The sequence below is a fragment of the Exiguobacterium sp. s63 genome (assembly GCF_018617335.1).
Classification (GTDB): domain Bacteria; phylum Bacillota; class Bacilli; order Exiguobacteriales; family Exiguobacteriaceae; genus Exiguobacterium.
Genome location: NZ_JACSKB010000001.1, coordinates 1163632 through 1184431, shown reverse-complemented (window position 1 = coordinate 1184431; position 20800 = coordinate 1163632). Strand labels below are relative to the sequence as shown.

Sequence of the window (20800 nt, the reverse complement as noted above, 5' to 3'; positions counted from 1 at the left end):
TTTTTTTGCCTATAACTCCACTCGGTCGAGGCCGTCTTCACCAAATTTTTGGTCGAGTTGATCATGACGATACATCGAAGCGAGCACATATAAAAGGTCGCCTTCTTCGATGGATGTCTGTCCATTCGGTGGAATCAAGTATTCGTTTCGGACGATGGCGTTCACGACAGTGTTTGGTGGGAGTGTGATGTCCGCGAGCGTCTTTCCGATCATGGATGAGCTAGCTGTGACCGCATAAGGAACGAGCTTATGTTGAGACTGTTTGCTTGAGACGAGGGCGATTGTGTATGGGGAACGGATTTTATCCGGACCGAGCAACCCTAACTTCTCGGCAAGTGGCGTCAACGTCGTCCCTTGAATCAGGGCGCTCGTCACGACGACGAAAAAGACGGCATTGAATAACAGTTGGCTATTTTCGGTACCGGCAATAAGCGGGAATGTCGCAAGGACAATCGGCACGGCGCCTTTTAGACCAGCCCATGAGATGAACAACTTTTCTTTTCTCGTAAATGCCATGCCCAGTGTCGATAAATAGACGGCGATCGGACGTGCCAGGAACATGAGGACGAATGAGATAAGTAGTCCTTTCCAAATCAAGTCCGGCTCGATGAGTTGACGAGGGAAGACGAGTAACCCAAGGATAACGAACATGATGATCTGCATAATCCATGCGAGCGCTTCTGAGAATTGGACAATCGTCACTTCATGCGCCGTGTCCGCATTTCCGACAATCATGGCAGCGATATAGACGGCGAGTAATCCGCTTCCCAATAAGTAAGCTGTGACACCATACGTGAGGAACGCCATAGAAATCATGAGGACGGCATGCAATCCGCTCGAATCAAGTCTCAAGTGATTCAACATGAGGCGAGACAGTTGTCCAAGGATGAATCCGATTAATGCTCCGACAACGATTTGAAGGACAAACATCCAAATCCCGTCCCAGATAGTCGTATCCGGCTTCATCATGAAGTCGAGAGCGAGAATCGTCAAAAACATCGCCATCGGGTCGTTCGTGCCGGACTCGGCTTCGAGAGTCGCACCGACTTTCGGTGAGATATTCTTTCCTTTAAATGCGGCAAAGACGGCCGCTGCGTCGGTCGAACCGATAATCGCACCGAATAAGAAAGATTCAATCCAATCGAAACCAAATACGAAACGAACGGCCACAGCGACAACGGTCGTCGTAATCAAAACTCCGAATGTCGCAAGTGAGGCGGCTGGTGCGAGCACACTCCGAATCGATGACCATTTTGTTTGAAGACCCCCTTCAAACAAAATGACAATCAAGGCAGCGACTCCAATCAACTGCGCTAAATTCGAGTCGTCAAAGAAGATGAGACCGGTAATGTCACTTCCCATGATCATGCCGATTCCCATAAATAAAATCAAGGCGGGTAAGCCGAATCGAGTTGAGATTCGCGTCGCCATGACACCGGCTACGAGAAGTAGACCGAAGAGTAATATGAGTACATCAGTACTTATAACAGGTACGGGCAAACACAACACTTCCTTTCCAAAACAATACTCTTAGGTTCATTGTACCATGAAATCGTCTGATATTTCAGAATTGAGGATTAGGCAAACCATACACATTGGAATTGTCGGTTATGGATATGGTAAAGTAAACACATCATAGAAGGAGGAATGATGATGTCTAAAATTCACGTCATTCATGAAAACGAAGAATGGACGAACCACCTTGTTCATCGTTTAGAAGAGTTGAACTTGCCATATGAATTATGGCACTTGGACCAAGGGACGATTGACCTCGAAGCCACGCCCCCGGAAGGTGTCTTTTATAATCGGATGAGTGCCTCTTCGCACACACGCGGACATCGCTACGCCCCTGAATTGACGGAAGGTGTCCTCGCTTGGTTAGAAGCGAACGACCGGACTGTATTTAACGGCACGCGCGCGATTCGCCTCGAAGTGAGCAAGGTCAATCAATATACAGCGCTTCGCCGTGAAGGGATTCGTGTACCGAAGACGATTGCGGCGGTCGGTAAAGCACAAATCATCGAAGCGGCTGAGAAGCTAGGCTTGACACCATTCATCACGAAACATAATCGAGCAGGGAAAGGACTTGGGGTCCAATTGTTCCATACGATTGAAGGACTCAAAGAATATGTATATGGTCCCTCATTCGAAGACTCGATTGACGGCATCACGCTCATTCAACAGTATATCGAAGCCCCGGAACCGTATATTACCCGCTGTGAATTTATCGGCGGAAAGTTCCTGTATGCGGTCCGTGTCGATACGTCGGAAGGATTCGAGCTCTGCCCGGCCGATGCCTGCTCGATTGAAGATCAGTTCTGCCCGGTCGGTGAGACGCCACCGGCGAAGTTCGAAATCGTCGAAGGATTCGATGACCCAATCATTCCACAGCTCGAACGATTCCTGAAAGCAAATGCGATTGATATTGCGGGGATTGAGATCATTCGAGACCGAGACGGCAACGTCTACGCCTACGACGTCAATACGAATACAAATTATAATTCCGATGCTGAAGCGAAAGCGGGATGCTACGGAATGCTTGAATTGGCTACTTTCTTAGGCGACGCACTTCACGTCACCACGACAAAATAAGGGTCAGGCGCTCGCCTGACCCTTTTGCTGTGTATGTTTGAGTTGCTCTTCAAATCGATGTTGGACTAATTCTGCTGTCGGTGCCATTCGTTCGATGAACGAATCTAAACGTTCCGCAGTGTCACGATCGGTTTCTTTAAACACGCGCATCGTTGTTCACCTCGTTAATTAAGATTACTTGCTTACATCATCCTTAATTCCCGAGGTGTTATACGCGTAAACCTTTTACACGCTAAAGAATGTGCTCAAATTTTCTTTCGGTAAGATGTTCCCAACGTAGAAGTCGCCGAACTCACCGTATTTCGCACTCACTTCATCAAAACGCATCTCGTAAACGATTTTCTTGAACTGAAGTGAATCTTCAGCGAAGAGTGTGACGCCCCATTCCCATGCGTCGAATCCAGTCGACCCACCGATGAACTGCTGAATCTTACCGGCGTAACTACGGCCGATCATGCTGTGGCGATACATGAGGTCCTTACGTTCATCCATCGACAACATGTACCAGTTGTCGCCGTCGCGACGAGCCTTGCTCATCGGATAGAAACAGATGTGTGCGGCCTTTGGAAGTGTCGGATAGAGGCGTGAACGGATATGAGGGTTTTGATACGGGTCCCCGTCTCCAGATCCGCGATACATCCCGAGCTCGATGACCGACACGTATGAATACGACGGAATCATATAGTCGTATAGCGCTGTTTTGCGGAATGCGCGCTCGACGTCTTCAAGTTCGTTGAATGTCGGGCGAAGGACCATCAAGACGAGGTCCGCCTTCTGGCCGAGAATCGAGTAGAAGGCGTGGCTTCCTTCACCTTTTGCTTCCACTTCTTCAAGAGAAGCGAGGAACGCTGTGAACTCGTCAATCATCTGTTGACGTTTTTCAGCATCAACGAGTTTCAAACGAGCCCAATCAATCGTACGGAAATCATGGAGTGAATACCATCCGTCTAATGTGGCGGCGGCATGTTGTGTATCTGTTGTAGGTACTGGACGTTCTGACATAAAAAAATCTCCTTTCGGGACTTGGCTTCGCCGTCTATTTTACCATACACGCTTCACTGACTGGCAACTTTGAGGCACTGTGAGGGTTATCACGATTCATGACGGGTAAAGAACAGAGGACAGAAACATGAAAACGGCTACAAAAATGGCTGTATCAGTCGATTTGTCGAAACTGTTCTATTCATATAATGATTGATTCTAAGCGATTTATGGCGAAATGGGCAGAATAGTTTATTTTGAAAAGGGTACTGTGTATAATTGAAATCGCGTAAAGACACAAGTCAACGGCAAAACCATTAGCAGTCATGCTGTAAATTGAGAAAAGGGGTTCATTCGTTATGAAATTATTTGAAACGTTGAAGCAAAAAGTTAGCCCGGTTCGTCCGACCATCGTCTTCCCGGAAGGTATCGATGAGCGTGTTCTTGGAGCCGCTGTTCGATTGAAAGCAGACGGTATGGTAGAACCGATCGTCGTCGGTGCGAGAGCAGATCTCGAAGCGGTTGCGGCGAAACACGGTTTCGACATCTCAGGTTTGACACAATATGACCCAGCGACATACGAAGACATCGACGTTCTCGTCGAATCATTCGTCGAGCGTCGTAAAGGGAAAGCGACGGCTGAACAAGCACGCGAACTCCTTACATCAGACGTGAACTACTTCGGAACAATGCTCGTTCACACAGGCAAAGCAGAAGGTCTTGTCTCAGGCGCGATGCACGCGACGGCTGATACGGTACGTCCGGCACTACAAATCATCAAAATGCAACCAGGCATCAAAAAGACGTCAGGTGTGTTCATCATGGTACGTGACGACGAGCAATACGTCTTCTCGGACTGTGCGATCAACATCGCACCGGATGCAGCGGACTTAGCAGAGAACGCGTTCTTGTCGGCAGCGACAGCGAAGACGTTCGGCATCGACCCACAAGTCGCGCTTCTTAGCTTCTCGACGAAAGGTTCTGCGAAGTCACCGGAAACAGAGAAGGTCGTGGAAGCGACACGCCTTGCGAAAGAGAAATCACCGAACCTTCCAATCGACGGAGAACTTCAATTCGATGCGGCATTCGTCCCTAGCGTAGCGGCGAAGAAAGCACCGGGTTCTGACGTTGCTGGTAAGGCGAACGTATTCGTCTTCCCAAGTCTTGAAGCAGGGAACATTGGCTACAAGATGGTTCAACGTTTCGGTGGATTCGAAGCGATCGGCCCAATCCTTCAAGGTCTCAACAAACCAGTGAACGACTTATCACGCGGCTGTAACGAAGAGGACGTCTACAAATTGACGCTCATCACAGCAGCACAAGCAATCGACGAGCGCAACGAAGCGTAAGTCCGGAGCATCCTTCTTATAGAAGGGTGCTTTTTTTGTTTTTTTAAAGGTGGACTGAGGTAAACTAAAAGAGGAGTCTATAATCGAAAGGGGAACTATGTATGCAAAGCATTCATGCGACAGAATTACGAGAAAAGTTAGAGAATGGGGAGTCTCTCCATATCATCGATGTGCGCGAACAAGATGAATATGAGTCAGGGCATATCCCGAACGTACCACTCTACCCATTATCGGAATTCCCACAAGTGACAGAAAAGTTGGCACAAGACAATGTGTATCACGTCATCTGTCGCTCAGGTGGACGGAGCCAGACGGCTTGTGATTACTTAGAATCGCAAGGCTACAAAGTCGTCAATGTCGACGGCGGAATGCTCGCTTGGGACGGCGACATCGAGGCGTGATGCTAGAGAATCCTTGGGTCGTCGTACCGCTTCTCATTGCGCTTTATCTCACTGTCTACGCGGTGATGAAGCGATTTGACTGGGAGAAGTGGCGACTCGTCTGGGCAGTGTGGGTGATGCTCATCATCATCTTATTGACGATTGAACTCGTGACAAGTCTATAAAAAATGCGGAACCTTCTTTAACAGAGGTTCCGCATTTTTTATGCGTTTTGGCGCTTATCGAATGTGATCGATGCGATGGCATCGTGTTGGTGAATCGACTCTTCGTTACGGCATTCGACGAAGAAGTTCACGACTTGTTTCATCTCGTACAAGTCAGCCGCGATCAAGCGGACCATGTCCTCGACGAAACGTGGGTTTTCGTATGCGATTTCAGTCGCACGTTTCTCATCCGGACGTTTGAGGACAGGGTGAAGTGGTGCTGAGGCGTTTGACTCCGCTGCATCGAGAAGGGCTGCACGCCAATCGAACCCGTCCATTGACGTTTCATCAAGTCCGGCTTCAATCGTGATGTACCCACGTTGGTTATGGGCACTGTATTCACTGATTTCTTTTGAGCATGGGCAAAGTGTCGTAACGTTGATGACGAGACCGACCGTCACGTTTGCGACGCCCGTTTCAAGGTTGTACGTCACACGATGCATGACATCCGCGTTCATCAAACCGCTAAGACCTGTCGCAGGTGCTTTACGCGTGAAGAACCATGGGTAACGGATTGTCAATTGACCTTCTGTTTGTTCCATACGCTCGGCGAGCTCCTGTGCGAATTCGATTAACGAACGGTTCGATACTGTCCATCCTTGTTGATGGTACGCGTCGAGCTGCTCTGTCAAACGAGACATGTTGATTCCTTTACGATCTTGAACGAGCGATGTCGTCAATTCGAATGTGGCAACCGTCGACTGAACTCCTTCTGGCGTTTCGACGTTCACAGGGTGCTTCACGTTCGAGATCCCAACACTGTCGAGAGCGAACAAGAAGTTTTTCGGTGTATTTTGTAAATCGACCATTTGTTCTTTCTCGGTCGGCTTTGTTCCTTTAATCGGTGGGACCGACCCGAACAATTTATGTCGTTCTGCTTTAGTAGGTAAAGCGACATGGCTTGTAGACATAATCGGATTCTCCTTTTTTTAGAGCGGTTCAAAGGACCACTCGTTCTTGTTAGGATTTTATCACGAAATGATGACTGAACGGGTATGATTTTGCTCTCATAACATGTTTTGAATGTGTGAAGGTCACGAATTCATTCATATATGAAAGAAAGAGGATTGATTTACTTCCGAAACGGGAATAAAATGGTCCTGTGAACTTAAAAAATAGATCACTATTAAATATGTAGGAATCGAAAGACAAAAGGAGAGGTTTTTATGGATTGGCAGTTAATCCTGCAGTACGCCTGGATCATCGTCGTGCTTGTCGGTTTAGAAGGCTTGTTATCTGCAGACAACGCGCTCGTCTTGGCCGTCATGGTCAAACACTTACCGCGTACAGAGCAGAAAAAAGCATTATTTTATGGGCTCCTCGGGGCGTTCGTCTTCCGATTTATCGCATTGTTCTTAATCTCGTTCTTAATCAACGTATGGCAAGTTCAAGCGATCGGTGCACTTTATCTGATTGGAATGAGTGGTCGACACTTGTATATGACGTATAAGGCACGTGGCCAAGAACCGAAGCAAGACTTGGCGGCTGAAGCGAAAGAAGAGACGGCTGTCACTGAAAAGCCGGTGTCGAAGAAAGAATTTTGGCTCACTGTCGCAAAAGTCGAATTTGCGGACATCGCCTTTGCGGTCGACTCAATCTTGGCAGCAGTCGCGCTCGCTGTGAGTGTCAAACCGCTTGGTCTCGGAGAAATCGGTGGGATTGACTCAGGTCAGTTCTTCGTCGTTTTGACGGGAGGACTCATCGGGGTCGTCTTGATGCGATTCGCCGCCCGTATTTTTGTCAAGTTGCTCCATCAACGCCCATCCCTCGAAACGGCTGCTTTCATCATCGTCGGTTGGGTCGGGGTCAAGTTGACGGTCCTCGTACTTGAACACCCAGGTTTCAAGGAATTGATTGCCGGTACACCGTTCGAATTCATGGGACTCCCAGACGGATTCGTCCACTCGACAGCTTGGACGATTTTCTTCTGGTCAGTCATGGTCGGAATTGCGACATGGGGCTGGTTCTCATCGAAACCGACAGCGGTCAAACAGTAAAAAAAGGTCTCTCGTTTTAAGCGAGAGACCTTTTTTTATGCCTGCACATTTTCTTTTTCGTAAATCGGCACCCAGCCCTCGGTCGTCACAAAAATACGAACAGCAACAACTTGACGGTCTTCTTGCAACGTGAAGTAATGACGTGTGTTGACCGGCACCGAGATAAGATCACCCGGATTGAGCTCGATATTGAAGTATCCACGTTCAGCATCGTCAATGGCAAAAATGCCGTGACCACTGACGATGAAACGAACTTCGTCATCTGTGTGGTGATGTTCTTTTTGGAAGTTGACGAGCAGTTCATCTAAGTTCGGTGTCGCGTCGGATAGCGAGATGACATCAGCTGTCTTGTAGCCGCGTCGCGCCGATACATCTTGAATCTCGTCACGGAACGTCGACAAAATGGCTTCTTTGTCCTCGTCTGACAGTTGATAGTTTTCCTGAAGGGAAACCGGTAATTTCGTGATGTCCCATGCTTCGTAAAGGATGTCTCGTGATTCTAAAAAGTCACGTACCTCTTGTTGGTCGCTGACGCGTTCTTCGGTTTGTTGAAAATAAATCGTTGCCATGTTGAATTCCTCCTTATGAATGGACGCCTAAGGCGCGTAATTTTAATGAATAGCTAAACAAAAATTCATATGCTTCTAAATAACGTTTTGCCGCAGCGGACGTTTCGCCCCAAACGGTGATCCCGTGGTTCCGGATGAGAACAGCACCAGCATCGCCTGTGACATGTGGCGCGAACGCACGGGCGAGCATCGGGATATCCGCGTGATTTTCGATAATGGGGATCCGGACACTTGCCGTCTCTTCCCAATAACCGAGCGCCTTGATGATTTCTTGACCTGTGAACGTCACGTGACCTTTTGCTGCATACAGTTCCGAGATGACGTTATTGTCGACCGTATGCACGTGAAGCGAACAGGTTGCATACGTGTTGTTAAAGATTTCGACGTGTAGCAACGTTTCCGCGGACGGTTTGCCTGACTGTTCTCCAATCAATTGACCGGTCGCATCGACGAGGACGAAGTCTTCATTGGTACGCTTTCGTTTATCACGACCGCTTGCCGTCACGAGGAACGTCAACGGGTCGTCCGATACGCGAATCGCCAGGTTGCCACTCGTCCCAGGGAACCAGTCTCGTGCGGCGAGCTCGTCTTTAATGTCGGCGAGTTCTACCCATCGTTCTTGTACGGTCATACGTTCACTCCTTTCATATGAGCTGAGATGTCATGGAATGTCTCGAACGGAACATAGTGAATTCCTTCCGCCTCGCAAAGTGAAATCAGTTGACCGCGCGCATACACAACGTCGGCACGTTTGGCGATTTCAAAATCGGTGACAGAATCCCCAATAACGATCAACGTGTCGGTAGGTGCGACAATCTGTCGGGCGATCGTCGGTTTGCAACATCCGCAATCGTTCGAGCAATGAACATCGCATAAATGAGGCCACGTGACGCGCGCTGTCTCTCCTGAAAAATCAACGTGATTGCAGTGGATGTGTTCCGGTTCGACATGACCTTCTAGAATCGGATGGACGAAAAAGTCCATGCCCCCACTGACGACATCAAATCGAAAGCCGTGCGACTGGATCTCTTGCAAAAACTCGACAAACCCTGGTCGAAGCGTGATGGTCGACTGCAGAAAGTCACGATACTGTTCTTCTTGGTCACTCGAGAGCAAGCTGAACATCTGACCGACGCCTTCTCGAATGGAGAGCGTTTGGTTCAACACACCATCTTTGAGTTCGACCCATTCAGGTGGGGCGAATTGTCGCATCAACGCGATGATGTTATCTTCTTCCGTGATGGTTCCGTCGAAGTCACAGATGACGTGCGTACTCATCGCGCACCCCACGCATCTAACGCAGTCGATAACGCATCGGTCTCGCTCGTCTTACCGATTGCCTGATCGATTGCTTGGCGGAATGCCCTCGCACCGGCAGCCGCACCGTCCGGGTGTCCGTGAATCCCACCGCCGGCATTGATGACGACATCCGTTCCGAAGTCTCGAATCAAGTCCGGGACGAGTCCTGGGTGAATCCCGGCAGATGGGACCGTCAGAATTGGTTTTGTCCAATGGGGTTCAGTCGCATATGTCTGAATCTGTTGTGTTTCGTCTTTCGGTGTCGACAGCGAACCGTATGGCGACGGGAAGAGTGTCAAGTCGGCCCCGGCGAGTCGAATCAGTTTCCCGAAGAGGAGGGAATGACGAATCGATCCGGTCAATGCTCCGGCAAAAGCAGGATGTGCCAAAATCGGGACGTGAATCTCAGGGTCTTTGGCGAGCTCTCGTAACGCGTCAAGCCCGTACGTATACACGTTGAACAACAATGCGGTCGCGCCTGCCTCGATCAAACGTTTTGCCTGATCGCGTAAGGTGAAAACGGGTCCGCTCAACGTGACAGCGTATAGAACGGAACGATCCGTCAATTCTTTATGTTCTTGAATGATCGATGCTCCAATCCGAGCCCGTTCGAGCGATGGGGTGAGCGGATTGTCATATAAAATCTCATCGTCTTTCACGAGATCGATGCCACCTGTAAACTGGTCACGAAGTTGTGTCGCCAAAAAATCAAGGTCACGCCCGATGACGCCTTTGAAGATGCTCATGGCGAGCGGTCGATCGTGTACACGAAGGATGTCGCGAACACCTTCAACACCGAATGCGGCACCCGGAAAGTCCGGGACGAGTTCCTCTGGAAGCGATAGGTCGACGAGTTGAACACTCGGGTCGAGGGAGAGCTTACCGAATGTCGTCGTCAGAATGGACGAAAAGTCCGGTGTCACGTTATGTAGCGGGTAGCGAATCGAAAAGCGACTCGTCGTTTCCTGTTGGGACGTTGAGATGACCTCACCGCGGAACGCCTGTAGTTGATGCTGCTCGAAATGGTTCAATTCGGTCCATGTCCCGACGGTCAGCTCATGTGCAATCTTCTCAGCCACGCGCTCGACGTGATCGGTATGTTTGATTTCATAAGTAGCGATGATTCCCATAAGTTCCTCCTTTCAGGTCAAACAAAAAATGACCTCATGCCAAGGCAAGAGGTCATTCGAAAACAATGAACTCTTATCTCTCAGCGTTAGCTGCAAGAATTAGCACCGTGCCATTTCTGGTCGGTTGCTGCGACATCATCGGGCTTGTCCCTCCGTCTGCTCTTGATAAGAATAGTTGTGAAGTTGTGAAATTTAATTGAATTTTTACATAGAATCGCGCACTCGTCAATTCCTTTTTTTGAGAAAAAAAGTTTGAAAATAATGTTTCTATATATGCGTGTCAAAAATAGGGAGGCGACTAAAAATAGAGGATTGACAACTAGCGTGCCTAGTCCGTAATATTCGTTTCAACACGTCAAACACAATTACATCATTTACTCTTATCGCGAGTTGGCAGAGGGAATTGGCCCTAAGACGCCGCAGCAACCGACCATTTGGCACGGTGCTACATCCACCAGACATATGTCTGAAAGATGAGAGGAACAACCAATTTGGGTGTGCCTCTTTCTCGCGGAGAAAGGGGCTTTTTTCATGTATAGATTCAAGAAAGGGGAAAATCATCATGACTTATGAGGCGTTTACAGAACAAAGTGTCGTCGAACACGTTCGACAGTTGGGGTTACTAGAAGAGGGGATTGCAGAATGTGAGGAGATTGGGGATGGAAATTTAAATCTCGTCTTTCGTATTCGACAAGGAGAGACGTCATTGATTGTGAAACAAGCGTTGCCGTACGCAAAAGTCGTTGGGGAGAGCTGGCCGCTCACACTGGACCGGTCGTGGATTGAACAGCTGGCACTCCGTGAATTTTCTAAGGTCGTTCCTCAGTTCGTACCGGATGTACTCGGTAGCGACCGTGAACTCGCCTATACGATTTTGGAAGATCTGTCAGCGTTTGAGATTGTTCGGACGGGCTTCCTAAAAGGAGAGAGCTATCCGAATTTAGCCCGCCACGTCGGGACGTTCCTCGGAGAAACGTTGTTTGCGACGTCTGACTACGCGAACGGACCGCTCGTGAAGAAACAAATCGAAAAAGAGTATTACAATCCAGAGCTATGCGATATCACGGAAAAACTCATTTTCACCGACCCATATCGCGATGCAGAATCGAATCAAATCGAAGCGGCCCTTCGTCCGGACGTGGAGCAGCTGTGGTCAGATCTCGCCTTGAAAATTGAAGTGACGAAATTGAAGGTTGGGTTCGTGACCAAACACGAAGCGTTGCTACATGGAGATTTACATACAGGAAGCATTTTTGCGACCCGTCAGGAAACAAAAATCATCGATCCTGAGTTTGCTTTTTATGGCCCGTTCGGTTTTGACATCGGTCAAATCATCGCTCACTTGGTGTTCTCGACATATGCGCATCCGTTGAAACGGTTCGAACGCTTCACAGAAGTGCTCACCGTCTGGGAAACGTTCGAAAAAACGTTCCGTACCCGCTTTACACAGGCGGTCGAGCCGTTCAACACGGTAGGTTTCGTGGATGAACTGTTGCCATCCATTTTGAGCGATGCCATCGGTTACGCAGGTTGCGAATTGATTCGACGGACGGTCGGTCTAGCTGGCGTCGCTGACTTAGAGACATTACCGGATGACCTGCGCATCGAACGGAAACGTCACGCCCTAGAGCTCGGCACACGTCTCATCAAACAGCGTCATCAGATTCAATCCATCGATCAGCTGATCCCGGTCTTGTCGGAGGTGCGCGTATGAGTGTGCAAAGTATTCATTTTGATGCCGACACGGAAGTGTTGACGATTTTAGATCAGACACTATTGCCGCAAGAAGAGCAATATATCGAAGTGCTAACGCTCGAACAGGCGGAACAGGCAATCAAATCGCTTCAAGTCCGGGGAGCGCCGGCCATCGCTTACTTTGGGGCGTTCGTCCTTGCGAAAGAAGCGTCACGCCTGCAAGACAATCCCTATTTTCACCTCCAATTGAATCAAGTCGGTCAACGATTGATTGCGACAAGACCGACCGCGGTCAACTTACAGCATGTCATCGAATCACTCCTTCGACTGAATGTGGGGGAGGACTTTGAACAGATTGCAAAAGCCATCAAGCAGCGTGCGATTGAAATCTATGAACAAGACGTGGCCACGTATCGCACGATTGGGGAGCATGCGCTCACCGTGTTACCCGCTGGAGGGAACGTATTGACGATTTGTAACGCCGGTGCCATTGCGACGTCACGGTACGGTACCGCGCTCGCGCCGTTCTATGTCGGGAAAGAGCGAGGCATCCCCTTTCGGGTGTTCGCGTCGGAAACCCGTCCATTGCTTCAAGGGGCACGGTTGACGGTATGGGAGCTCGACCGGGCGGACATTGACGTCACATTGATCACGGATAATATGGCTGCTTGGACCATCCAGACGAAACAAATCGATGCCATCATCGTCGGTGCGGACCGCATCACCCGTACTGGGCATACGGCCAATAAAATCGGTACACTCCAGCTCGCGATTTTGGCGAAGCATTACGGCATCCCGTTTTATGTGGCAGCCCCGCATTCGACGTTTGATTTGGAAGCAGACGACACGATTCAAATCGAAGAACGAGACGCCGATGAAGTGACCCATATCGGGGGACATCCGACGGCACTCGTCGGCATCACCGTCTTCAATCCGGCGTTTGATGTGACCCCACCCGAACTCATCACCGGTCTGATCACAGAGACAGGTGTGCTCGAACCGACCGAGTCGGTCATTGTAGAACATGTAGGAGGAAACACATATGTCTAAAAAAATCATCTTCTTCCTGTTGACCGTCATCTTAGCACTTGCCGGATGCACGAACGAACAGGCGCAACCGAAAACGACTACGACAACAAGTAAAACGGAAGCGAAAACCGTCAACGTCTCAAATGAGACGCTTCCGAAAGATTTAGAAGTCGCCCTCGTCATGCAGATGTCGATCGGGACGTTCTCTTCACAATATATCGAAGGGGTGACCGAGCAAGTCGAAGCGTTCGGTGGCAACGTGAAAGTGTATAACGCCGAAAATGATTTGTCGAAAATGGCGAGTTATGTCAATACGGCGACGACGCAAGGAGTCGATGTGATCTTGATTGACCACGGACGTGCCGATGCCTTGAAAGAGCCTGTTCAACGGGCGCTCGATAAGGGCATCAAAGTTGTCGCATTCGATAACGATTTGACGAATGAAGGCGTGACGGTCATCGACCAAGACGATTATTCCCTCGCTTGGCGCTCCCTGAAGGCACTTGCTGAAGGTTTGGACGGGGAAGGGAACATCGTCACGATCTGGGTCGGTGGATTCACACCGATGGAACGCCGTCATACGATTTATGATGCATTCTTGAAACGGTATCCGGGCATCCAGGAAGTCGCGAAGTTCGGTTCGGCGACGAACAACACGGCGCTCGATACGCAAAGCCAGATGGAGGCGATTTTGAAGAAGTATCCAGAAGGCGAAATCGATGCGGTGTTTGCGATGTGGGACGAGTTCGCCAAAGGGGCGAGTCGTGCCATCAAGCAGGCAGGCCGTGACGAGATTGCCGTTTACGGGATTGACTTGAGTGACGAAGACCTACAACTCATGCAAGAAGAGGGGAGTCCGTGGGGTGTGACGGCTGCCACAGATCCGGCCGAAATCGGTCGCATTCAAGTTCGTTACGCCTACCAAAAAGTAGTCGGGGAAGAAACCCCTTCGATTCATTCGGTCGACCCATATCTAGTGGACCGTGATGCCTTGCCGGACGAGCCTGTCACGATGGAGGACCTTGGACAGTACGTGCCGGGTTGGGGTGAGTCGAATGCGGCATGGTCGGATTGGATGAAGGAGACGAACTGATGATTCGCTTGATACGAATCACGAAACAGTATGGTGACGTTACGGTGCTCGATCAACTGTCGTTCAGTTTGAAGCCGGGAGACATTCATGGGCTCCTCGGTCTGAACGGGGCTGGTAAAAGTACCCTCATCAAACTATTGAACGGAACGGCTGAACCGACGTCCGGCGAATTGTCCATTGATGGAAAACCAATCCGGCTCACACCAGCGGAAGCGATTCGTCATGGCATCATCACGGTGTCGCAAGAAGTCGATGATGCGCTCTATTTGGACTTGCCTGTATATGAGAACGTCCTTCCATGGCAGACGGTGAAACGGATTCGCCCGCAACGTTTGAAACAGCGAGCGCAACGTGTGTTGTCCCGAGTCGGTTTAGAGGTCGATCCAACGCGTCCAGCCGGTCAATACCCGCTCAGCGTGAAGCAGCGCCTTCTCATCGCTCGGGCACTCGAGAGTGATGCTAAGTATTTACTCCTCGACGAACCGACCGCTGCCTTATCGGAAACGGATGCCGACGCCTTACTTGAATTGTTACAGAAGCTTGCGGCAGAAGGAGTCGGGATTGTCTTGGTCACGCATCGTTCAAACGAGCTCACACGGGTCACGTCGACCTCTACGTTTCTTCGGGACGGACGTGTCGTGTACGATGGACCGTACCAATCGCTCTCTTCAGAAGCGGTGCAGACATTTTTAAGTGGGACAACATTTGATGCGGCGTTAGAAAAGGCGGTGCCGGAAGACAAGATTTGTTTGTCCGCGCAGTTGACCCTTCCGGCGTTCCAATCCGAGATTTCGATTGAAGCGTACCGTGGAGAAGTGCTCGGGATTGGAGGATTGACGGGGAGCGGGAAGACGGAACTGGTGGAAGCTTTGTTCGGTCTTTCTGGGCTTCGTCAATCCATCACGGTTGATGGAACAACGCACGTGATCAAAGAACCGACAGATGCCGTACGCGCAAGGTTTGCGCTCGTTCCAGAGGAGAGGCGTCGTCATGGATTATTTCTAGAAGAGACGATTGAACGGAACGTGATTGCTGTCGCAGGAAAGGCAACTCGCGTCTCGGACGTATTGGCATCGCTTCGCGTCCGTTATGCGAACGTGAAACAACCGGTTTGTGAGCTGAGTGGTGGAAATCAACAGAAGGTCGTCTTTAGCAAATGGTTACTCGACGACCGAGACATTTATCTGCTCGACGAACCGACAAAAGGAATTGATATCGCGGCGAAACAAGACGTATATGAACGTGTCATCGCACTCGCGAAACAAGGGAAGACCGTGTTGTTCACCTCGAGTGAGCGACACGAGCTCGAACGGGTCGCCAATCGAATTCTTTGGCTCGACCGTGGACAAATTGTAGAGAAAGGAGGCGTGTAAGATGGCACAATTGGTGGTCAAGGAACGAAAACGAATCAGCGGTCATATCGGACAGTATGGGACGTTACTCGCAATCCTTGGTTTGATTGCGGTCTTTACCGTGACGAACGATCAATTTCTGACATACGCAAACTTTAGTGACATCATCAAATCGGTGTCAATCGTTTCGCTACTTGCCCTCGGCGTCACGTTTTCGCTCATCGTCGGAGGATTCGACTTGTCGGTCGGCTCGACGGCGAGTCTTGCGACAATCGGGGCAGCGGCAAGTCTCGTCCTTCATCGACAAGAGCTTCTCGTCGCCCTGCTGATTCCACTTGCACTCGGGATTCTCGTCGGGCTGTTGAACGCGCTCGTCACAATCAAATTCCGATTACCGGATTTACTAGCGACGCTCGCCATCATGTACGTCATTAACGGGATTCAGTTGACGTATACGAAAGGATTCTCGATTTATGACAACATGCCGATTGAAGGGGGGACGGCGCCAGGGCGTTTCATCCCGTCATTTCTATTCATCGGTCAAGGGACGATCGGTCCGATTCCGTTCGTCGCCCTGCTCATGCTGGTGTTCTTTATCGGAGCGCATCTGTTCTTGACTTATACGCGGACCGGGCGTGAATTTTATTACGTCGGGTCGAACGCCGAAGCGGCCCGTCGTTCCGGAATCGCAGTGAATCGCATCAAGTTGTACGCCTACGTGCTCAGCGGATTGTTTGCAGCCATTGGCGGAATCATTCTCGCATCGCGAATCGGGACAGGACAAGTCTCGGCTGGAGCACCTCTTTTGATGGACGCTGTCGCGGCTGCCTACATCGGCTACGCCGTCTTTGGGACAGGGCGCCCGAACGTGATTGGGACATTGATTGGAGCTATTTTGATTGGAATTCTCTTGAACGGACTGACGATGTGGGACGTACCGTATTATGCGCAAGACATCGTCAAAGGGACAATTTTAATTGGAGCGCTCGGTCTTTCTTATATTCAGAAGAAACAGCGGACATGACAAAACCCCCGGACATCAGTTGTTCGGGGGTTCGCTTTGTTCACGTGTCATTGAGAGAAACGGATACACTCCACCGTTCGTCTCCTGCATGAATGTTTTCTGTGGGATGAAGCCGAGTGATTCATACAAACGGATGGCCCGTTTGTTAAACGAGGCGACGGAAAGATATATGGTACGAGTCCCATATGTCGCCTCGATCCAATTTAGGATTGACGTGAGGAATCGATGTCCATTGCCGTTCCCCGTCAAATCAGGGCGCATGCCGAGACCGATAGAAACAGCGTCTACTGATTCGAATTGCAACGTGACAAAGCCAATCAGCTCATTCGTTTCAAGGATGGCGAACGTTGTATCACCTCGCTCATCTGCATCTAAAAATAAGGCGAGATCTTCTTCGTCGGCATCCATATTGTAAAATGCGTAGTCACCTTCATAGCGCCACTCGAAGGCGATCAATTCGGCTTGCTCTTGGGTGAGTGGTTGAAACGTATGGCTCATAAAAATTCCTCGTCTCTGATTGAAGTGGTCATGCTACACTCAAATCGTATCATGAAAACAAGGGGAGGGAACGTGATGGCAGTCAAATTGGACATGGTCGGGATCGTCGTGACGGATATGAAGCGGTCGCTCGATTTTTATCGTGCGCTCGGGTTTGAGATTCCAGAAGCGATGAACGAGGAAGCACATGTAGAGATTGATGAAGGAGGCGTGCGTCTTGCGTTCGATACGGTGGAAGTGGCCGAATCAGTATACGGGGAATGGAAACAGGCAGACGGGCATCGGATCGAGCTTGCCTTCTTATGCGAAAGCCGTGAGTCACTGGATGCTTTATATGACTCAATCCTTGAACAAGGTTATGCGTCACACAAAGCCCCATGGGATGCGTTTTGGGGACAACGTTACGCCATCCTGTACGATGCGGATGGGAATTTGATCAGTTTATTCGCCTCATAAAAATAATCCCGGGCCATGTGGCTCGGGATTATTGATTGTCGTGGCACTCTCCCCATGAACAAAGGGCATTCATGGCAGGTTGAAGGCCGAGGGCATCTTCAGTCAATGAATACTCGACATGGAGGTGCTTCTCGGTCGAATAGTCGACACGGCGAACCATACCGAGTTGTTCGAGTTCACGCAATTGGTCGGTCAACACTTTCCGGCTGACGTCAGGGATCGCCCGTTGAATGTCAGAAAAACGAAGCGGTCCATCTTGAAGCGTACAGTACACTTGAGGGCGCCATTTGCCGCCGATAATCTCGAGTGCACGGTTGACGGGGAACGATGTGGTCATGTTCAAAGAGCCTCACTTTCGGGTAGTTACTTCAATGTGCGTACTTTTTTTCTTGCTTCAATGACAGTATCTTATCGTTATCCGCTAAATTGAGCAAACAAAAAGGAGTAGATGAAACATGACGTATCCAAGAACATTTTCACACATCGGTCTTTCTGTGCCGAGCGTAACCGAGGCCGTTAAATTTTATGAGGACGTGATGGGGTGGTATACCATCATGACACCATCAGACGTCGTCGAGGATGATTCGCCAATCGGCGTGATGTGTACCGACGTCTTCGGACCAGGCTGGGGTAAATTCCGCATTGCCCACATGTCAACAGGCGACGGAATTGGAATCGAGTTATTCGAATTCCCGAATAACGAGACACCAGAAGATAATTTCGAGTTTTGGAAGACAGGAATCTTCCACTACTGTGTACAAGACCCTGATATCGAAGGACTTGTCGAGAAGATTGTCGCCCATGGTGGGAAACAACGGATGCCAATTCGTGAATACTACCCAGGCGAGAAACCGTATCGCATGGTGTACTGCGAAGACCCATTCGGTAACCTCGTTGAAATTTATTCACATTCATACGAACTCACGTATTCGGAAGGAGCTTACTAAACATGAAAGCATGGCTACTCGACCAACCCGGTCTAGAACATCTGCACATTGGAGAAATCGACCGACCGACACCAGGAACGGGCGAACTGTTGATCCGTGTCGAAGCGGTCGCTTTGAACCCGGTCGACTATAAAGTCGGTTCAAACGGAAACCCGAACTGGGCATATCCACACATTCTCGGTGTCGACCTCGTCGGAGAAGTCGTCGAGGTCGGTTCAAGTATCGCCAACATCATTACGGGTTCACGTGTAGCCGTGCATACGGATCTTTCGAAATATGGAGGGTTTGCCGAGTATACGGTCGTTGATGCCCGGGCGTGTGCGGTCGTTCCGCAAGGTGTAAGCGATGAGGCGGCGGCTTCGATTCTATGTGCCGGAATGACGGCTTATGAGGCGGTCATGCAGAAACTGAACACGCGGGATAAGGAGACGATTCTCGTACACGCCGGAGCGGGCGGTGTCGGTGGCTTTGCGATTCAGCTCGCAAAACGCCTCGGTCTGAAGGTATTCACGACGGCATCTCCAGAAAACGTTGAGTGGGTAGAATCACTCGGGGCGGACGTAGTGATTGATTATAACGTCGAGGATGTGACGGCACGCATCATGGAAGAGACGGATGGACGTGGGGTCGACCTGATTTTGAATACGGTCGGACGAGACGTTGCGACAGCTGACCTCGATCGTCTCGCGTTCAGCGGACACCTCGCTTATATCGCCGGTCCACCAGACATGACGAATATGAAAGGATTTTCCTTGTCGCCTTCGATTCATGAGGTGGCACTCGGAGCGGCACATGCGAGCGAGGACGAACGTGCAATTCGCAACTTGGCGTATATGGCCGAAGAGTTGATGAACTTGCTCGATGCGGGTGAATTGAACGATCTCGTCACAGAAGTGTTATCGTTCGACCAATTGAAAGAAGGTCTCGAAAAACTACAAACGCGGAAAGTGCGCGGTAAACTCATCGTCCGGATTCGCGACTGAGTAGAGGACTCCCTGTTATACTGACAGGGAGTTTATTTGTCGAGGAGGGGAATATATGGAGCGATTAGCAGACACGTATCGTCAAACAGCTGTTCAGTTGAGCGGTCATGGCAAACGAGAAATCGGAGTATTGAAGCGTGCGTTTGAGCATGTGCGTGAGGATAAGCCGAGTGATCAGTATGGACAGGGGAAAACGATTCGGCAATTTGAAGAGAAGATGGGACAAGTCCTTGGGAAAGAGTCGGCAGTATTCTTTCCGAGTGGCACGATGGCGCAACAAATTGCGCTACGCATTTGGTGTGACGAGACAGGGAAGATCACGGTCGCGTATCATCCACTCTGCCACCTTGAAATCCATGAACAGGATGGCTTGAAGGAGTTGCATCACATCGAACCGATTTTAGTCGGGGAAGAAAATCGATTGATGACACTCGAAGAGATTCGAGCGTTACCGGATATCGCGTGTCTATTGCTTGAACTTCCACAACGAGAAATCGGAGGGGAATTGCCGACGTTCGAGGAACTTGTGGCAATTCATGAACACTGTCGTGAAAAAGGGATTTATCTGCATCTAGACGGTGCGCGACTGTTCGAATCGCTTCCGTATTACGAAAAAGAAGCGTCTGAAATCTGCGCACTCTTCGATAGCGTATACGTCTCGTTTTATAAAGGAATCGGTGGGATTGCCGGTGCCATCCTTGCTGGACCAAAATCATTTTGTGACACGTCGAAGGTATGGAAGCGACGTTACGGCGGTGACTTGATCAGCCTATATCCGTATATTCTTTCTTCCGATTATTATTACGAGATGCGGAAAGATAAGATGACCGAGTATCGGGATCATGCCGTACAGTTGGCAGCGCGATTCAACGAACTCAACGGCGTCTGGACGACCCCACGCATCCCCGTCACGAATATGTTCCATCTTCATTTTCAAGGGGAGAAGGAAGAACTTGGTGAGAAAATTGCGCGCATCCAAGAAGAGACCGGGATTGGTATCACTGGTTATCTCGTTGAAAAAGATGGGTACTGTTCCACAGAAATCAGTATCGGGGATATGTATGGCGAGATGACTCTCAATCAACTCGATGATCTTTTCAAACAATTCTATACAAGATAAGTGAGGAAACTTAGAGGACCATTGAACTGAACCCTGTTTTACGGACAGTTTAGTAAAAAGTGTCTCGAATTCTATGCGGCGA

24 protein-coding genes and 2 riboswitches are annotated in these 20800 nt (G+C 49.8%); of the genes, 14 read left to right on the top strand and 10 right to left on the bottom strand.

The features are described 5' to 3' along the window. Nucleotides 1–9 precede the first annotated feature (9 nt). The gene (locus KNO90_RS05955; RefSeq protein WP_215113216.1) at nt 10–1500 is read right to left on the bottom strand and encodes a potassium/proton antiporter; all 1491 of its coding nucleotides are present in this window, start codon (nt 1498–1500) and stop codon (nt 10–12) included. 153 nt (nt 1501–1653) lie between these two features. On the opposite strand from KNO90_RS05955, the gene KNO90_RS05950 reads away from it, so the two are divergent. After that, on the top strand, nt 1654–2592 hold the full coding sequence (locus KNO90_RS05950; protein WP_215113215.1) for an ATP-grasp domain-containing protein: 939 nt from the start codon (nt 1654–1656) through the stop codon (nt 2590–2592). Nucleotides 2593–2595: 3 nt separating this feature from the next. Here KNO90_RS05950 and KNO90_RS05945 read toward each other — a convergent pair whose 3' ends face one another. Beyond that, complete coding sequence (locus KNO90_RS05945; RefSeq protein WP_012727492.1) at nt 2596–2742, bottom strand: hypothetical protein; 147 nt, start codon at nt 2740–2742, stop codon at nt 2596–2598. 75 nt (nt 2743–2817) lie between these two features. Beyond that, nucleotides 2818–3594 carry a hydrogen peroxide-dependent heme synthase gene (gene hemQ, locus KNO90_RS05940; protein WP_214742202.1) on the bottom strand — a complete coding sequence of 259 codons (777 nt, stop codon included), beginning with the start codon at nt 3592–3594 and terminating at the stop codon, nt 2818–2820. Nucleotides 3595–3932: 338 nt separating this feature from the next. On the opposite strand from hemQ, the gene pta reads away from it, so the two are divergent. The 3 genes from pta to KNO90_RS05925 all read left to right on the top strand — a co-directional run bounded on the left by pta (nt 3933) and on the right by KNO90_RS05925 (nt 5487). Next, the gene (gene pta / locus KNO90_RS05935) at nt 3933–4922 is read left to right on the top strand and encodes a phosphate acetyltransferase (RefSeq protein ID WP_214742201.1); all 990 of its coding nucleotides are present in this window, start codon (nt 3933–3935) and stop codon (nt 4920–4922) included. 101 nt (nt 4923–5023) lie between these two features. Continuing rightward, nucleotides 5024–5323 (top strand): rhodanese-like domain-containing protein, encoded by a 300-nt coding sequence (locus tag KNO90_RS05930; protein ID WP_214742200.1) that lies wholly within the window; start codon nt 5024–5026, stop codon nt 5321–5323. Beyond that, a complete protein-coding gene (locus KNO90_RS05925) occupies nt 5323–5487 on the top strand; it encodes a hypothetical protein (RefSeq protein ID WP_012727488.1) in 165 nt (54 codons plus the stop codon). The genes KNO90_RS05930 and KNO90_RS05925 overlap by 1 nt, the downstream gene beginning before the upstream one ends. Nucleotides 5488–5525: 38 nt before the next feature. Here KNO90_RS05925 and folE2 read toward each other — a convergent pair whose 3' ends face one another. Further along, a complete protein-coding gene (gene folE2, locus KNO90_RS05920; protein ID WP_215113214.1) occupies nt 5526–6437 on the bottom strand; it encodes a GTP cyclohydrolase FolE2 in 912 nt (303 codons plus the stop codon). A 255-nt stretch (nt 6438–6692) separates the two neighbouring features. On the opposite strand from folE2, the gene KNO90_RS05915 reads away from it, so the two are divergent. Beyond that, nucleotides 6693–7523 carry a TerC family protein gene (locus KNO90_RS05915; protein ID WP_214742199.1) on the top strand — a complete coding sequence of 277 codons (831 nt, stop codon included), beginning with the start codon at nt 6693–6695 and terminating at the stop codon, nt 7521–7523. A gap of 35 nt (nt 7524–7558) precedes the next feature. Here KNO90_RS05915 and KNO90_RS05910 read toward each other — a convergent pair whose 3' ends face one another. The 4 genes from KNO90_RS05910 to KNO90_RS05895 are packed head-to-tail and all read right to left on the bottom strand — an operon-like array spanning nt 7559 to nt 10521. After that, entirely contained in the window at nt 7559–8092 is a 534-nt protein-coding gene (locus KNO90_RS05910) for a cupin domain-containing protein (protein ID WP_214742198.1), read from the bottom strand. A gap of 13 nt (nt 8093–8105) precedes the next feature. Continuing rightward, nucleotides 8106–8723, bottom strand: a complete 618-nt coding sequence (locus KNO90_RS05905) for a methylthioribulose 1-phosphate dehydratase (RefSeq protein WP_215113213.1) — start codon at nt 8721–8723, stop codon at nt 8106–8108. After that, a complete protein-coding gene (locus tag KNO90_RS05900) occupies nt 8720–9370 on the bottom strand; it encodes a 2-hydroxy-3-keto-5-methylthiopentenyl-1-phosphate phosphatase (protein WP_215113212.1) in 651 nt (216 codons plus the stop codon). The genes KNO90_RS05905 and KNO90_RS05900 overlap by 4 nt, the downstream gene beginning before the upstream one ends. Next, nucleotides 9367–10521, bottom strand: coding sequence for a 2,3-diketo-5-methylthiopentyl-1-phosphate enolase (locus tag KNO90_RS05895; RefSeq protein ID WP_215113211.1), 1155 nt, complete (start codon nt 10519–10521; stop codon nt 9367–9369). The genes KNO90_RS05900 and KNO90_RS05895 overlap by 4 nt, the downstream gene beginning before the upstream one ends. Before the next feature lie 70 nt (nt 10522–10591). Beyond that, nucleotides 10592–10693: riboswitch (SAM riboswitch) on the bottom strand. Between the two features lie 205 nt (nt 10694–10898). After that, a riboswitch (SAM riboswitch) is annotated at nt 10899–11001 on the top strand. An 82-nt stretch (nt 11002–11083) separates the two neighbouring features. On the opposite strand from KNO90_RS05895, the gene mtnK reads away from it, so the two are divergent. The 5 genes from mtnK to KNO90_RS05870 are packed head-to-tail and all read left to right on the top strand — an operon-like array spanning nt 11084 to nt 16714. Further along, nucleotides 11084–12235 carry an S-methyl-5-thioribose kinase gene (gene mtnK / locus KNO90_RS05890; protein WP_214742194.1) on the top strand — a complete coding sequence of 384 codons (1152 nt, stop codon included), beginning with the start codon at nt 11084–11086 and terminating at the stop codon, nt 12233–12235. Beyond that, on the top strand, nt 12232–13266 hold the full coding sequence (mtnA, locus tag KNO90_RS05885) for an S-methyl-5-thioribose-1-phosphate isomerase (RefSeq protein ID WP_215113210.1): 1035 nt from the start codon (nt 12232–12234) through the stop codon (nt 13264–13266). Before mtnK ends, mtnA begins: the two co-directional genes overlap by 4 nt. After that, a complete protein-coding gene (locus KNO90_RS05880) occupies nt 13259–14338 on the top strand; it encodes a sugar ABC transporter substrate-binding protein (protein ID WP_215113209.1) in 1080 nt (359 codons plus the stop codon). The genes mtnA and KNO90_RS05880 overlap by 8 nt, the downstream gene beginning before the upstream one ends. Then, on the top strand, nt 14338–15711 hold the full coding sequence (locus tag KNO90_RS05875) for a sugar ABC transporter ATP-binding protein (protein WP_215113208.1): 1374 nt from the start codon (nt 14338–14340) through the stop codon (nt 15709–15711). The genes KNO90_RS05880 and KNO90_RS05875 overlap by 1 nt, the downstream gene beginning before the upstream one ends. A 1-nt stretch (nt 15712) precedes the next feature. Next, complete coding sequence (locus KNO90_RS05870; RefSeq protein WP_012727477.1) at nt 15713–16714, top strand: ABC transporter permease; 1002 nt, start codon at nt 15713–15715, stop codon at nt 16712–16714. A gap of 15 nt (nt 16715–16729) precedes the next feature. Here the strand turns inward: KNO90_RS05870 and KNO90_RS05865 are convergent, their stop codons facing one another. Next, on the bottom strand, nt 16730–17212 hold the full coding sequence (locus tag KNO90_RS05865; RefSeq protein WP_214742190.1) for a GNAT family N-acetyltransferase: 483 nt from the start codon (nt 17210–17212) through the stop codon (nt 16730–16732). A gap of 75 nt (nt 17213–17287) precedes the next feature. On the opposite strand from KNO90_RS05865, the gene KNO90_RS05860 reads away from it, so the two are divergent. Next, on the top strand, nt 17288–17668 hold the full coding sequence (locus tag KNO90_RS05860) for a VOC family protein (protein WP_214742189.1): 381 nt from the start codon (nt 17288–17290) through the stop codon (nt 17666–17668). Between the two features lie 28 nt (nt 17669–17696). On the opposite strand, the gene KNO90_RS05855 is transcribed toward KNO90_RS05860, so the two are convergent. Beyond that, the gene (locus KNO90_RS05855) at nt 17697–18005 is read right to left on the bottom strand and encodes a winged helix-turn-helix transcriptional regulator (protein WP_026824988.1); all 309 of its coding nucleotides are present in this window, start codon (nt 18003–18005) and stop codon (nt 17697–17699) included. 118 nt (nt 18006–18123) lie between these two features. Here KNO90_RS05855 and KNO90_RS05850 point away from each other — a divergent pair, with 118 nt between their 5' ends. The 3 genes from KNO90_RS05850 to KNO90_RS05840 are packed head-to-tail and all read left to right on the top strand — an operon-like array spanning nt 18124 to nt 20718. Then, complete coding sequence (locus KNO90_RS05850) at nt 18124–18615, top strand: lactoylglutathione lyase family protein (RefSeq protein ID WP_012727473.1); 492 nt, start codon at nt 18124–18126, stop codon at nt 18613–18615. 2 nt (nt 18616–18617) lie between these two features. Continuing rightward, complete coding sequence (locus KNO90_RS05845) at nt 18618–19598, top strand: zinc-binding dehydrogenase (protein ID WP_214742188.1); 981 nt, start codon at nt 18618–18620, stop codon at nt 19596–19598. 55 nt (nt 19599–19653) lie between these two features. Next, nucleotides 19654–20718: a threonine aldolase family protein gene (locus KNO90_RS05840; protein WP_215113207.1), complete on the top strand. Its 1065-nt coding sequence runs from the start codon at nt 19654–19656 to the stop codon at nt 20716–20718. The last annotated feature ends 82 nt before the right edge of the window (nt 20719–20800 follow it).

What these genes read in the sequence shown, in the direction of transcription:
- KNO90_RS05950 (WP_215113215.1), top strand. Translation starts at nt 1,654, where the DNA reads ATGTCTAAAATTCACGTCATTCATGAAAACGAAGAATGGACGAACCAC.
- KNO90_RS05945 (WP_012727492.1), bottom strand. Translation starts at nt 2,742, where the DNA reads ATGCGCGTGTTTAAAGAAACCGATCGTGACACTGCGGAACGTTTAGAT.
- hemQ (WP_214742202.1), bottom strand. Translation starts at nt 3,594, where the DNA reads ATGTCAGAACGTCCAGTACCTACAACAGATACACAACATGCCGCCGCC.
- pta (WP_214742201.1), top strand. Translation starts at nt 3,933, where the DNA reads ATGAAATTATTTGAAACGTTGAAGCAAAAAGTTAGCCCGGTTCGTCCG.
- KNO90_RS05930 (WP_214742200.1), top strand. Translation starts at nt 5,024, where the DNA reads ATGCAAAGCATTCATGCGACAGAATTACGAGAAAAGTTAGAGAATGGG.
- KNO90_RS05925 (WP_012727488.1), top strand. Translation starts at nt 5,323, where the DNA reads ATGCTAGAGAATCCTTGGGTCGTCGTACCGCTTCTCATTGCGCTTTAT.
- folE2 (WP_215113214.1), bottom strand. Translation starts at nt 6,437, where the DNA reads ATGTCTACAAGCCATGTCGCTTTACCTACTAAAGCAGAACGACATAAA.
- KNO90_RS05915 (WP_214742199.1), top strand. Translation starts at nt 6,693, where the DNA reads ATGGATTGGCAGTTAATCCTGCAGTACGCCTGGATCATCGTCGTGCTT.
- KNO90_RS05910 (WP_214742198.1), bottom strand. Translation starts at nt 8,092, where the DNA reads ATGGCAACGATTTATTTTCAACAAACCGAAGAACGCGTCAGCGACCAA.
- KNO90_RS05905 (WP_215113213.1), bottom strand. Translation starts at nt 8,723, where the DNA reads ATGACCGTACAAGAACGATGGGTAGAACTCGCCGACATTAAAGACGAG.
- KNO90_RS05900 (WP_215113212.1), bottom strand. Translation starts at nt 9,370, where the DNA reads ATGAGTACGCACGTCATCTGTGACTTCGACGGAACCATCACGGAAGAA.
- KNO90_RS05895 (WP_215113211.1), bottom strand. Translation starts at nt 10,521, where the DNA reads ATGGGAATCATCGCTACTTATGAAATCAAACATACCGATCACGTCGAG.
- mtnK (WP_214742194.1), top strand. Translation starts at nt 11,084, where the DNA reads ATGACTTATGAGGCGTTTACAGAACAAAGTGTCGTCGAACACGTTCGA.
- mtnA (WP_215113210.1), top strand. Translation starts at nt 12,232, where the DNA reads ATGAGTGTGCAAAGTATTCATTTTGATGCCGACACGGAAGTGTTGACG.
- KNO90_RS05880 (WP_215113209.1), top strand. Translation starts at nt 13,259, where the DNA reads ATGTCTAAAAAAATCATCTTCTTCCTGTTGACCGTCATCTTAGCACTT.
- KNO90_RS05875 (WP_215113208.1), top strand. Translation starts at nt 14,338, where the DNA reads ATGATTCGCTTGATACGAATCACGAAACAGTATGGTGACGTTACGGTG.
- KNO90_RS05870 (WP_012727477.1), top strand. Translation starts at nt 15,713, where the DNA reads ATGGCACAATTGGTGGTCAAGGAACGAAAACGAATCAGCGGTCATATC.
- KNO90_RS05865 (WP_214742190.1), bottom strand. Translation starts at nt 17,212, where the DNA reads ATGAGCCATACGTTTCAACCACTCACCCAAGAGCAAGCCGAATTGATC.
- KNO90_RS05860 (WP_214742189.1), top strand. Translation starts at nt 17,288, where the DNA reads ATGGCAGTCAAATTGGACATGGTCGGGATCGTCGTGACGGATATGAAG.
- KNO90_RS05855 (WP_026824988.1), bottom strand. Translation starts at nt 18,005, where the DNA reads ATGACCACATCGTTCCCCGTCAACCGTGCACTCGAGATTATCGGCGGC.
- KNO90_RS05850 (WP_012727473.1), top strand. Translation starts at nt 18,124, where the DNA reads ATGACGTATCCAAGAACATTTTCACACATCGGTCTTTCTGTGCCGAGC.
- KNO90_RS05845 (WP_214742188.1), top strand. Translation starts at nt 18,618, where the DNA reads ATGAAAGCATGGCTACTCGACCAACCCGGTCTAGAACATCTGCACATT.
- KNO90_RS05840 (WP_215113207.1), top strand. Translation starts at nt 19,654, where the DNA reads ATGGAGCGATTAGCAGACACGTATCGTCAAACAGCTGTTCAGTTGAGC.